The sequence below is a fragment of the Salicibibacter halophilus genome, from assembly GCF_006740705.1.
Lineage (GTDB): Bacteria > Bacillota > Bacilli > Bacillales > Marinococcaceae > Salicibibacter > Salicibibacter halophilus.
Genome location: NZ_CP035485.1, coordinates 2364060 through 2376836 on the forward strand (window position 1 = coordinate 2364060; position 12777 = coordinate 2376836).

The 12777-nt window shown below is 46.2% G+C and carries 9 protein-coding genes; 5 read left to right on the forward strand and 4 right to left on the reverse strand.

Annotated elements, in window-relative coordinates; all coding sequences use genetic code 11:
• Positions 1-8: 8 nt before the first annotated feature.
• Genes nirD through EPH95_RS11520 form a run of 5 tightly spaced genes read left to right on the forward strand, consistent with a single transcriptional unit; the run spans position 9 to position 7104 of the window.
• Positions 9-338, forward strand: a complete 330-nt coding sequence (nirD, locus tag EPH95_RS11500) for a nitrite reductase small subunit NirD (protein WP_142090116.1) — start codon at positions 9-11, stop codon at positions 336-338.
• Between the two features lie 36 nt (positions 339-374).
• A complete protein-coding gene (gene nirB / locus EPH95_RS11505; protein WP_142090118.1) occupies positions 375-2681 on the forward strand; it encodes a nitrite reductase large subunit NirB in 2307 nt (768 codons plus the stop codon).
• A gap of 13 nt (positions 2682-2694) precedes the next feature.
• Positions 2695-4827 (forward strand): assimilatory nitrate reductase catalytic subunit NasC, encoded by a 2133-nt coding sequence (nasC, locus tag EPH95_RS11510; protein WP_142090120.1) that lies wholly within the window; start codon positions 2695-2697, stop codon positions 4825-4827.
• A gap of 32 nt (positions 4828-4859) precedes the next feature.
• On the forward strand, positions 4860-6383 hold the full coding sequence (locus tag EPH95_RS11515) for an MFS transporter (protein ID WP_142090122.1): 1524 nt from the start codon (positions 4860-4862) through the stop codon (positions 6381-6383).
• Positions 6384-6414: 31 nt separating this feature from the next.
• Positions 6415-7104, forward strand: a complete 690-nt coding sequence (locus EPH95_RS11520) for a type 1 glutamine amidotransferase (protein ID WP_142090125.1) — start codon at positions 6415-6417, stop codon at positions 7102-7104.
• Between the two features lie 316 nt (positions 7105-7420).
• Here EPH95_RS11520 and EPH95_RS11525 read toward each other — a convergent pair whose 3' ends face one another.
• The 4 genes from EPH95_RS11525 to EPH95_RS11540 form a co-directional block, all read right to left on the reverse strand.
• On the reverse strand, positions 7421-7975 hold the full coding sequence (locus EPH95_RS11525) for a copper resistance CopC family protein (RefSeq protein ID WP_142090127.1): 555 nt from the start codon (positions 7973-7975) through the stop codon (positions 7421-7423).
• An 874-nt stretch (positions 7976-8849) separates the two neighbouring features.
• Positions 8850-9890 carry a ribonucleotide-diphosphate reductase subunit beta gene (locus tag EPH95_RS11530; RefSeq protein WP_142090129.1) on the reverse strand — a complete coding sequence of 347 codons (1041 nt, stop codon included), beginning with the start codon at positions 9888-9890 and terminating at the stop codon, positions 8850-8852.
• Entirely contained in the window at positions 9820-10347 is a 528-nt protein-coding gene (locus EPH95_RS11535; protein WP_142090131.1) for a class Ib ribonucleoside-diphosphate reductase assembly flavoprotein NrdI, read from the reverse strand. The genes EPH95_RS11530 and EPH95_RS11535 overlap by 71 nt, the downstream gene beginning before the upstream one ends.
• Positions 10326-12641, reverse strand: a complete 2316-nt coding sequence (locus tag EPH95_RS11540; RefSeq protein WP_142090133.1) for a ribonucleoside-diphosphate reductase subunit alpha — start codon at positions 12639-12641, stop codon at positions 10326-10328. Before EPH95_RS11540 ends, EPH95_RS11535 begins: the two co-directional genes overlap by 22 nt.
• Positions 12642-12777 lie beyond the last annotated feature (136 nt).

The window sequence follows — 12777 nt, forward strand, 5'->3', positions numbered from 1 at the left end:
GCATTCACATGACACAAGTGCAAACAGGCCAAAAAGTGTGGGTAGCGAATCGGAACGAATTATCCACCGGACATGGGAAAGAAATTGTTATCGATGGAAAAAGCTTGGCTTTATTTCTGCAAAAAGATGGGCACGTTTACGCGATTGAAAACAGTTGCCCCCACAAAGGGGGGCCGTTGACCGAAGGAATGGTCAGCGGGGATCACGTTTTTTGCCCTTTGCATGATTGGAAAATCAGCTTGAAGACAGGGGAAGCAGCCGGTGCGGACGAAGGGTGTGTAGCCCGTTTTGATGTGGAAGTCGAGGAAGAGCGAGTGTACGTGCTTTTCGATGGATAAACCAAGATCTATTGCCATAAGATAAGGAGCTTGAGAATGGGACAGCAAAAAGAAAAACTCGTATTGATCGGCAATGGGATGGCAGGGATCCGCACGATAGAAGAGGTGTTGGATCATTCTCCCGATACATTTGAGATAACGATTTTCGGCAGCGAACCGCATGCTAGTTATAACAGGCTCCAACTATCTTCCGTGCTTCAAGGAGGGCAGTCGTTTGCCGGGATTGAATTAAATAATGCTGATTGGTATGACGAGAATCGGATAGATTTGCGCACGGGAGAAACGGTTGAGCAAATTGATTCGGAAGCGAAAACCATAACAACTGACTCACAACTTGAATTTTCCTATGACAAGCTCATTATCGCGACCGGCTCCAACCCTATTTTCATCCCCCTTCCGGGAGCAGATAAAGAAGGGGTTATGGCTTTCCGGACGATCAATGATTGTAAAAAGATGATGGAAACCGCCGGAAGGTATAAAAAAGCTGCTGTTATCGGCGGCGGATTACTCGGTTTGGAAGCCGCGCGCGGTCTTTTGAATTTGGGAATGGAAGTCGATGTCGTGCATCTGGCCGGCCGATTGATGGAACGTCAGCTTGATCCCACTGCTGCCGGTCTTTTAAAGGAAGAATTGGAAGCACAAGGCATGAACTTTTTTTTGGAAAAAGATACAAGTGAATTGTTCGGCAACGAAAGGGTTGAAGGGCTAAGATTTCAGGACGGCACGCAAATTTCTGCAGATTTGGTCGTGATGGCCGTGGGGGTAAAGCCTAACATTGAGCTCGCTCAATGCAGTGGCATTCATACGAATAAAGGCATTATCGTCGATGACCATTTGCGTACGAATATCCCCGATATTTATGCCGTTGGTGAATGCGCCGAACATCGTGATGTTGTTTACGCGCTTGTAAAGCCAATATATAAACAAGCGAAAGTGCTTGGCAAAGAAATTAGCGGCATTGGAGGCTCTGTTTACCGGGGAACTGTCCTTTCCATGCAATTAAAAGTATCCGGTGTCGATGTGTTTTCAGCCGGAGAATTCATCCCCGGGGAAGGTCAAAAATCTTTAACGGTCTTCGATGAATTAAACGATCATTATAAAAAATTTGTGTTTCATGGTGATCAGTTGGCAGGAGCTATATTGTTCGGGGATACCCGTGATGGAATGCATGCGCTAGGTCAGATTGTGGAAGATAAAGACTTGTCGGAGGAAGAAAAACAAGCGCTCATACACGCAGTACATCCTTCTTATGATCGTATCGCCGAAATGCCACAAACAGAATTGGTTTGTAACTGCAATGCAGTTTCGAAAGGTATGATCATTGAAACGGTGCAAGCATCTGGTGCAACTTCCGTTGAAGGCATTAAAAAAGAGACAAATGCATCCGGTTCATGCGGCAGTTGTAAGTCGGCAGTGGCAGAAATGCTTGATTATATCCACAGTGATCGTTTTGATGAAGCAATTGAAGTAGCATCTTTGTGTTCGTGTACAGACTACACAGAAGAACAAATCGTTGAAGAGATTCAGGTCAGAGAGCTACAGACTGTTCAAGAAGTCGTAAGCACATTGGATTGGCCGATACAGGAAGGATGCTACATTTGCCGAGATGCTCTCCCGTATTATTTGGGCATGATTCACCCGCACCTTCATTTGATGGAAGACAAAAATGCCGAATTGCAGAATGATGGCACATACACGATAACACCGCCGCTCTATGGAGGGTTTGTCAGCCCGGAACAATTAGCGCGTGTTAGTGCGCTGATCAAACAGTTTCATTTGCCCGATGTAACGATCACGAGTGATCAACGGCTGCAATTAATGGGGGTAAAAGAAGGGCAACTCGATACGGTATGGGAGCAATTAGGGATGCCGGAACGCTCGATCAAAGGCTTTAGCGTTCAACCTGTAGAAACACCTTCCTGTGCGTGTGATCCAACGGAAACAAGGGCTCTTGCGTTTCATTTAGATAAACAGCTTGAATTTTTACAATTCCCTGCAACTGTAAAAATAGAGACGAAGGCATGTGCACATGACCCAAAAACGACGGATCTTTTAATCGGTCGCACGACGTTAGGTTGGGAGATTCATATCGGAAGCAACGATTTACTTTACGTCGCTGAAGAAACCGAGGATGCATTCGAATTAGTGCTTGCACTGCTACAATATTATCGTCAAGCCGCGAGTTATCGTGAAACGCTCCCTCGATGGGTAACCAAGGTCGGTATCATCCATGTAAGAGAGATCGTGTTAGATAATGATTTTCGCAATCGTTTAATCAAGCAACTGAAAACGGACGCATCCATCAATGAAAACAAAACGGCAATTGTAAAGTTGGACATATAGAGGGGGATGCGTGATGACCGAAATGCTTCTAAAGTACTTTCGTGAAAAAGAGCAGCGAGAGCAGTCAGAGAAAGTATACGATACACAGTGCCCATATTGCAGTGTCCAATGCCACATGCAGTTGATTGAACAACGAAGCGTGACGCGAAAATCCTATAAAACCATAGGGAAAAACAATCCAACTTCCAAGGGGCGCCTTTGTATAAAAGGAATAAACGCTCATCAACATGCGCTGCATAAAGATCGTCTCACTCAGCCTTTACGAAAAATAGGGGAGGAATTTGTTCCGGTCTCATGGGAGGAAGCGTTGGCATTTATGGCAGACAGTATAACGAATATTCAAAAAGAAGATGGGCATCATGGCATGTCTGTATACGGAAGTGCTTCCATTACAAATGAAGAAGCCTATCTGATGGGGAAGTTTGCGCGTGTCGCCTTGAAAACGAAACATATTGATTATAACGGGCGGCTCTGTATGTCGGCAGCAGCTTCCGCAGCAAGCGCAGTGTTCGGAATGGATCGGGGGTTGACGAATGCATTGGAAGAGATCCCCTATGCAGAAACGATTGTATTGGCGGGAACGAACATTGCGGAATGCCAGCCTACAATTATGCCTTATTTTGAACAAGCCAAAGAAAACGGAGCGTTGATTGTTGCCATTGACCCCAGGGAAACGGAAACGTCACGGATCGCAGACTTGCATATGAAGATAAAGCCGGGCACCGATGCAGCGCTTGCGAACGGATTGCTGAAGGTAATTATTGAAGAAGGGCTTGTTGACCCGTCTTTTATCGAAGAGAGGGTGACCGGGTTTAAAGAGGTGAAGGAGCATATCGCTTCTTTGGATGAAGGAGAAATTGTTGAAAAAACAGGCATTCCTTTGAAAGACATTCATCGTGTCGCTCGTGCCTTAGGCCAAAAAGAGACTGGAATGATTTTTACCGCGCGTGGGGTTGAGCAACAAACGGATGGCTCGATGGCTGTTCGTAATTTTCTCAATATCCTTGTTGCCACCGGTAAAATCGGAAAGCCTTCCTGCGGGTATGGAGCAATTACCGGGCAAAGCAACGGACAAGGGGCGAGAGAACACGGCCAAAAAGCCGATCAACTGCCCGGTTACCGCTCCATTGAAAATGATGAACACCGCACGCATATGGCGAATGTTTGGGGGATTGAGGAGAAAGAACTGCCGAGAAAAGGAGTAAGCGTATTTGAAATGATTGAAAAAGCAGATCGTGGCGAGATCGCAGGCATGTTTTTGCTATGTTCAAACCCGGTCGTTTCCAATCCGAATGCGCGTTTTGTCAAGCAGGCATTAAAGAAGTTAAAGTTTCTCGTTGCTGTAGATCTTTTTAAATCAGAGACAGCGCAGCTTGCAGATTTAATTTTGCCGGCCTCCTCCTATTTGGAAGACGAAGGCACGATGACGAATCTGGAAGGCAGGGTTACATTGCGGGAAGCAAGCATGAAGGCTCCCGGAGAAGCCAGGCACGACTGGAAAATTATCTGTGATGTGGCAAGGGCATTAGGAAAAGGACAGTATTTTTCATTCCATTCAGCTGAAGATGTATTTAATGAGCTGCGAGTAGCGAGTAGCGGCGGGATCGCTGATTATTACGGAATGACCTATGCACGCCTTCGTGAGAAAAAAGGGATTCTTTGGCCTTGCCCGTCACTAGAACATGAAGGGACTTCCCGTATTTTTGAACATGCTTTTGCTCATCCGGAGGGTCGAGCAAAGATGAGCGTCGTGCCCAATGAACCTCCTGTCAAAAAAGAAAAAACATGTGAAGATTATCCTTTGTATTTAACGACTGGGCGCATTATGGCCCACTATTTGACAGGCGTTCAAACGAGAAAAAGCCCATCGTTAACGGCGCGGGATTTTGAGCCGTTTCTGGAAATTCATCCGCAAACGGCCCAAACCTACAACCTGCCGGATGGAACATTAGCGCGAATTGAATCTAGACGAGGAAGCATTATTGTACGGAGTAAATGGACGGAAAAAATACGCCGCGACACGGTATTTGTCCCATTTCATTGGGATGAAAAGCAGAATGTAAATCGACTCGTCGTTGATGATCTCGATCCGAATTGCCGTATGCCCGGATTTAAGGTGAGCGCGGTGAAGGTAGAAACATTATAAACAAATGATTGAAAAAGAAAGGCGGATATCCCTTGCGAGTAAGAGATCTTTTCACCTTTAAAGATGAAAAAATCAAGATGTTGCATTTAACATGGTTCGCCTTTTTTGTTGCCTTTTTTGCCTGGTTTAATATGGCACCATTGGCTTCTTCGATGATGGATGATATGGGGTGGTTAACAGCAGAACATATTGCAGCGTTAGGGATTATTAACGTCATATTAACGATCCCCGCGCGGATCATTATTGGTTCACTTTTGGACAGATATGGCCCTAGGGTCGTCTTCTCTACTTTACTTGTCGTTATGTCGATTCCGACTTTCATTTTTGCCTTTGGAGACACTTGGGCGCAGCTTGTTATTTCACGTTTGGTCTTAGGGAGCATTGGGGCAAGTTTTGTCATTGGCATTCGTTTGGTGAGCGAATGGTTTCCGCCAAAAAGTGTAGGTTTTGCCGAAGGAATCTATGGCGGATGGGGGAACTTCGGATCATCCGCAGCCTCGATGATGCTTCCCTGGCTCGCGTTGACGATATTTGGCGGAGCAGAAGGCTGGAGGTACGCAATGGTATTTACCGGTCTTGTCTGCCTCACCTATGGCTTTGTTTATTACAAGAAAGTGAGGGATACGCCGGAAGGACGACCGTTAATCAAACCGAAAAAAGCTGCTGCAATGGAAGTGAGCTCATGGAAAGATATGGCACAGTTGATTATATGGACGATTCCGATTGGCGGAGCAGTTGCGTTAAGTTTTTGGCGGATCGAAGAAATGGGTTTTATCTCCATGCAACTTTTATATATCATTTGGGGCATCGTAGCGTTAGCTTTCTTCTTTCAGGTCTACCAAATCTTAAAAGTAAATGTTCCTATCTTGAAAAAAGGTGTTCCTAAAGAGGACACATATCGTTTTAAAAATGTAGGTGCATTAAACAGCACGTACTTCGCCAATTTCGGGGCGGAACTCGCGATTATTTCCATGCTTCCAATATTTTTCCAGCAGACGTTCTCCCTCTCTCCAGCTTTAGCAGGCATTGTCGCGGGAAGTTTTGCTTTCATTAGTCTGGTTGCAAGGCCGCTGGGTGGGGTTTTATCCGACCGAATGGGGAGCAGAAGAAATGTTATGCTTATTTACATGCTAGGGATTTCAGTAGGGCTTGTCGGAATGGGCATGATCGATTCCAGCTGGCCCATTATCCTGGCATTGGCAATGATGATTTTCACCTCGATGTTCGTTAGCGGAGGGGAAGGTGCTACGTTTGCAATGGTTCCCATGGTGAAAAAGAGGATCACCGGTCAAGTGGCCGGCATGGCTGGCGCTTATGGAAATGTGGGTGCTGCCTTTTATTTAACACTTTTTACGTTCGTTACTCCACAGCAGTTCTTTTTTATACTGGCTGCTGGTGCATTAGTAAGTTTTACCATTTGCTATTTCACCTTGGAAGAACCGAAAAATTCATTTGACGATGAGTACTACTTAACGGAAAGTGAAGCTAAATCACTAACGCAACAGGAGACAGTGCCAACGAAAGAGCATGCATACGCATCAAATGTAAAAAAGTGAAAGAAAAGAGAGAAAGCGGGGCAGGAGAACCATGACAGTTTTAATCATTCAACCAATGGATATGGTCCCGGCGGGCGAGCTTTTATACAGAATCCAGGCCTGTGGAAAAGAAGCAAAAATCTGTCGGATCGATCAAAATGAACCTTTACCCGACAGTCTGGAAGCTTTTGATTCTCTCGTTATTCTTGGGGGGACCATGAGTGCAAACGAGGGGAATGATTATCCTTTTATAGAAAAGACTATTTCAACAGTGCAGAAGTTTCATGCAGCGAAAAAACCTGTCCTCGGCATTTGTCTTGGGGCGCAAATTATCGCACAAGCCTTTGGGGCTGCCGTGGGTAAAATGGGGGAAACAGAGTTTGGAGTAACACCTCTTGCAAAAACGGAAGAGGGCACAATGGACCCTGTATTTTCCCGGTTGCCGGACCAATTTTCATTTATGCAGTTTCATGAAGATTCTTTTGCCTTACCTACCGAGGCAATACGTTTGGCGACCGGAAAATATTGTATCAATCAAGCGTATCGAATCGGATCAAAAACCTATGGCGTTCAATTCCATCCGGAAGTGAATGCTTCCATCGTGGATCGCTGGTATGTTGATAAAAAGGAAACCATTGAAAATATTCAACCGAGCCGGTCCATGACCGATATTCATAAGCATTTGTCCCCAACAAAAAAATGGGCACACGGTATATTCGATGACTGGCTTGCGCTTGCATAGTTACATTCGAAACGGGAAGCGATGGCCTAGGTTCAATCGCTTCCCGCATTGCATTCAATCATTTTCAATAACTTCCACTTCGTGCACAAGGCATACGATGCATTCCTCTAGCGGTGACATGCGGTTGGATATAATAGGTAGGGAGGAAACTGGGCAACGATCATCACGATGGCGGTGGCAGTCAGTAGAAATTTCGGAATACGCAAGGTCGGTAGCTGATCTTCAGAGATTGCTTCAAGAATGTGAATGCCGATAAGCCGATAATAAGTGCCAGAGTGATGAACGATATCGCATTCGCAATGATGACCATTGGTGTTTAAGCGGTCTTTCTGCTGCGGAATATAAAGAAGATGATAGCTCCGGCAATGATTACGCCTATAGCGCCAATCAGCAATCCTCCTGCGCCGCCCTCATCGCCACCTTCAGCTGTTTCGCCAGCAGCGCTTTCTTCTTCTTCAGGGGTTCCTTCTGTTGCTGCCTCTTCTTCTGCAGCATTTTCTTCCTCAACGGATGCATCGGCATCTACGCTAAAAGTGAATTCCTCTTCGGTCGTATGACCATCCTCCGCGAGCACGGTCATGTCCACCGTATAATCTCCGGATGGTAGAGGTTCATCCAGGGTAGCGATATAATCATCTCCCTCAATGGTTTCATCCGCAAGTTCATGTTCGTTCCCTTCTTCATCGGTAACCGTAGCCGTTGTCGCTGATTCAATGCCTGAATCGAAGAAAGCTGTGATCGTGGCAACTTCTTCTTCAACAGTCTCGCCATCCTCGGGGTCGTAACCTTCAGGATGTGCGTGTCCGAAAGTCGTGGATGCGAAGGCGAGTGACATCAAAAACGTAGCTATAAATATGTAAAAATATTTCAATTATTATCCTCCCAAACTTTTTAATCATGGCATGTCCATTTTCTACGGTAAGCTTAACATATAGGTATGTGATGATCTTGTAAAATAAAACAATTTCATACAATATTCATTTAGTAAAACCGTGTTTTTGTCTCTCGAAGCTAATGTCGATGTCGTGTTTAACCTAACGATTAAACAGTGTTCATTGAACAAGTCTAACTCGGACAATTTCTACTGGAAATCTGAGAATGTTGTCCGAATACAAGTAGAGTTCGGACAGTTTTTTGGGAAAACTTCGAGGAAATGTCCGAAGTAGCGCGCAGCTCGGACACATTTTCAAGAAAGCGTCCAAGAATGTCCGAACAGCCCTCACTGCGCTTTATTGCAATATCATAAACAAGGTGAAAACGTAAATAGCTGTAGCCGGGTATGAGGAAGTTTATCTTTCAAGTTCACTGGAAGTCAGCAAAAACCACCCCTGGCAGGGTGGTATTGAGCGTCTCTACCGTGATATCAAGCCAAGTATCACATGATTACCCGGATCACCCCAAATTACTCCACTTGAAAATATGCTATACGTATACTATTTGGCTAAACTCAATGTCGTCGCTTATATTGAATACCTTGCTTCATTGCTATTTTTAGCTGCAAAAACGTCTAGATGTGGGGTCTGGGCGTTTTTTGTATATTCTTTTGTTTGGGATACGCTCTAATCACCAAAACCCATAGAGCCAAGTGACCCTTCGTATGTTTGTAGGGAACCATGCGCAAGATGGTTCTCATGAATTCCTATTGGACAACTATCATGGAAAATCATACTAGGTGTTCATTTTTTCAATATTTGATCAGCTATATGCGGGAGGGCTGTCTGCGATTGGACACCCCTCCTTCTTTTTTATAACTCATCAAACCCGTTATCGGCGTCGACTTTTTCGTAGCTGCGGTTGCGAGCCTCGAAAAAATCGGTTTTTGTTGAGTCGAAATTGTCGACGAAGGCTTTGATCCAGGGCATGACGTTTTCGTGGGCATCTGGATAAAGCGGGTCCAATCCAAGCATCTTTAACATTTTGTTGGCACGGTATTGGATATACGTGTGCATTTCATCCAGATCAATGCCGAAGATGTCATCGAGCACTTCATTGGACCAAGCGATTTCTGATTCAACCGCGTGTTGGAACTCATTTTTTACAAACTCCGTGAATTCCGGCGTATTTAAATGCGGGTTTTCGCCAAGGATGGCACGCAATAACTCGGACATGAATTTGCCGTGCACGAGCTCATCACGGTTAATAAAGCTGATGATTTGTGCGGTTGCGTTCATCTTTTGCTGTCTGGCCAGGTTGTAAAAGAAGGCAAAGCCGCTGTAAAAGAAGATGCCTTCCAAGATAAGCGAATACACGATGACGTTGACGAGTTTTTCTTCCGTCGGGTTTTCAATAAAGTCGTTATACGCGTCCATGATTCGTTGATTCCGCGAGATGATCGTTGGATTCGTTCTCGCGTCTTCAAAAATTTGTTTTTGTTCTTCGAAGCCGAATAAACTGGAAAGCACGTAAGAGTAACTCTCGTTGTGAACGACTTCCTGTTGAGCGATAACGGCGGCAATCGCGTGCACGCTGTCATCGCTGACATATTCACTTACGCCATGAATGAGTCGTCCTTGCGGTGTGTCCAGGGTGGCAAGGAGGCCGATCGTTAGCTTGTAGGCGCGCAACTCTTCTGAAGACAATTCCATGATGGATTTATGGTCCGGGCTCATATTCACTTCATGCGGGATCCAGAAATTAGATAATAACTCCCGGTACGTGCGGTAAAAAGAAGGGTATGGAATGTCGTTCCAGTTTAGAATGCCGCTGGACGCTCCGTTAATAATGCCGGTGGACCGCACCGGATTTGCCGGGTCCATAATCGCTACTTTTTCCATGAGTTTGCTCATTATCAATCGCCTCCAACCAATTATCGATTTTTTTTTCGTCGCTTCTCGCGGGCATCTGTTCAATTTCCAACACGGGATAGGGGCTTTGATAATGTTTAGCCACCGTGTGAGCGGCCAGGCAATACGTTTCTCCCCATTGCGTGTCCCCGGTGCCGAAAGCAGCGATTTGCTTATCCGGGAACGCGTAGGTCTCCATTAACTCCTCAACCGGTTCCGGAGGGAGGTGGGCATCATCCGTGTACGTGCCAATGAAGAGGCTTTCGTATTGTTGGATCACCTCCTCGGCATCTGCAATGGAGAGGTCAAGAAAAGACTGTAAAGGCATGCGTTTGACGTGAGCGCCATCGTATTCCAGTATTTGATGAATAAACATGGAAAGTTGTGCCGTATTGCCGCTTAAAGATTCGTATAAAATGCATGCACTTCGGAGCGCCATTAGCTTTGGCACCATTCGCATTCACGGATATCCACTTTGCTGCTGCGCACATAATACGTCGTTTTCAGCCCCGATTTCCAAGCAGTTAAGTGCAAATCAAGCAATGTTTTCGCCTTGATGGAAGCCGGGACATAAAGGTTAAAGGATTGCGATTGGTCTACGTGTTTTTGCCTTGCAGCGTTGTGGCGGATGCTCGCGAATTGATCTTGTTGGAACGCGTTTTTCTCATAGTATTTGTAGTTTTCCCCGTCAATATCAGGCGCAGTCACGGTCACGCGGTAATCTTTTTTCTCCTCCACGTAGCTTGCCCCAAAGAACGGATCAATGCCTTGCGTGCTGCCGGCAATCAGGGCTGTGCTGCTATTTGGCGCGACGGCCATCAAGTAGCCGTTGCGAATGCCGTTTTCCCGGACTTGGCCGGCCAACTCTTTCCAATGATCGTTGCCCGCGAAGGAAGTATCTTCATCTTGGTCAAAATAACCGTGCCGTTCAAAATAGCGTCCGTTCTCCCATTCCGAACCTGGAAAAGCAGGGTATGCCCCTTTTTCAATCGCGAGGTCCGCGCTTGCCTGAATAGTGCGATAGGCTATATCTTCGTAGACCTGATCCGCGAGTTTTTCCGCTTCGGGATCATCCCACGCGATATGGTTTTGGGCGAGGAGATGGTGCCATCCGAACGTTCCCAAGCCGATAGCCCGGTATTTATGATTGGTCATTTGCGCTTGCACGACCGGAAGCTGGTTGATATTGATGACGTTATCGAGCATCCGTACCTGAATCGGGATCAAACGCGGGAGAACATCGGCTCTGACGGCCCGTCCCAGATTGACCGATGAAAGGTTGCAAACGACAAAGTCGCCCGGTTTTTTGCGAACGAGAATTTCCCCGTTATCTTGGATTTGCTCGATGACGACTGTCTCGGACATATTTTGCATGATTTCCGTGCAAAGATTGGAGCTGTAAATGATGCCTTCATGTTTGTTCGCGTTCATGCGGTTTACTTCATCGCGATAAAACATGTACGGCGTGCCGGTTTCCAATTGCGATTGCATGATACGCTTCATGACATCGATCGCATTTACTTTTTTGCGGCTCGTCAGTTCATTGGACTGCACGCATTGTTCATAGCGTTCCCGGAACGTGCCGTTTCCTTTTTCTTCGTCATAGGAGTCTTCCAGCGACCAGCCGAAGACTTTGCGCACTTCGTGAGGGTCAAACAGATACCAATCGCCGCGCGCCTCGACTGCTTCCATGAATACGTCAGGCAAAGTGACACCGGTAAAAACATCATGGGCGCGTTTGCGTTCATCTCCGTTATTCAAACGCAGATCGAGAAATTCAAAAATATCCGCGTGCCACACATCGAGATAAACAGCGACAGCGCCTGCACGCGTGCCGAGCTGATCGACGCTCACGGCTGTATTGTTGATTTGGCGGATCCAGGGAACCACGCCTGAAGAAGTATTTTTATACCCGCGAATGTCTGAGTTGGCGGCGCGAACTTTTCCGATGTAAACCCCAACGCCTCCGCCGTACTTGCTGACATTGGCAATGTCGGTATTGCTGTCGTAAATGCCTTGCAGGCTGTCGTCCACCGTATCAATAAAACAGCTGGACAGCTGCCCCGCTTTCTTGCCGGCGTTGGCAAGTGTCGGAGTTGCCACTGTCATATAGAGATTGGATAACGCCCAATAAGCCTCTTTTACAAGTCCCATGCGTTTGGAGCGGTCTTCTTGGGACATGAGCGTGAGCGCGATGGTGAGCCATCGTTCTTGCGGCAGTTCGTAGACCTCCTTCCCATCAAAGCCTTTTGCGAGATAGCGGTCGTTTAAAGTGCGCAAACCGGCGTATGTAAGAAGGTGGTCTTTTTCAGGATCAATAAACGAGGATGCTTCTTCAATCTCCTCGCGCGTGTAGTCCCGGAGAATCGTCGGGTCATAGATCCCCAACTGGCCGAGGCGTTTTTGCAGACCGTAATAGCTGCCGTATTTCTGCTCGGCATCGTAGCTTCGGTTGTATGCCGCTTTTTTGTACAAATCCTTGAGGAAAATTTTTGTGGCCGCGTACGTCCATTCCGGCATGTCGACGTCGTTGTTTTCCGCGGCGGTCAAGAGTAATAACTGGGTGATTTCTTCAGCGGAAAATTGCTCCTTTGCCTCAATTGTTTTCATGACTTTTTCTTTGTACTGATCAATATAAGATGGAATTCGGATGTCAGCCGTGACTTCGTCAATAAATGTATACAGGCGTTCGCGATCAAATGGCATGGAGCGTGAACCGCCCGCCTTTGTAATTTTCGTTGTAACTGTTGTCATGATTCGCCACTTCCAATCTTTCGATTATGTACCAACTATACCACATATAGTAGGGGAGTTAAACATCGGACACAACAAATTGTGTTTTGGGCGGTTCGAAAAAAAGCATATGCACGTCCATCACGGCAAATTTCGA

What these genes read in the sequence shown, in the direction of transcription:
- nirD (WP_142090116.1), top strand. Translation starts at nt 9, where the DNA reads ATGACACAAGTGCAAACAGGCCAAAAAGTGTGGGTAGCGAATCGGAAC.
- nirB (WP_142090118.1), top strand. Translation starts at nt 375, where the DNA reads ATGGGACAGCAAAAAGAAAAACTCGTATTGATCGGCAATGGGATGGCA.
- nasC (WP_142090120.1), top strand. Translation starts at nt 2,695, where the DNA reads ATGACCGAAATGCTTCTAAAGTACTTTCGTGAAAAAGAGCAGCGAGAG.
- EPH95_RS11520 (WP_142090125.1), top strand. Translation starts at nt 6,415, where the DNA reads ATGACAGTTTTAATCATTCAACCAATGGATATGGTCCCGGCGGGCGAG.
- EPH95_RS11530 (WP_142090129.1), bottom strand. Translation starts at nt 9,890, where the DNA reads ATGAGCAAACTCATGGAAAAAGTAGCGATTATGGACCCGGCAAATCCG.
- EPH95_RS11535 (WP_142090131.1), bottom strand. Translation starts at nt 10,347, where the DNA reads ATGCGAATGGTGCCAAAGCTAATGGCGCTCCGAAGTGCATGCATTTTA.
- EPH95_RS11540 (WP_142090133.1), bottom strand. Translation starts at nt 12,641, where the DNA reads ATGACAACAGTTACAACGAAAATTACAAAGGCGGGCGGTTCACGCTCC.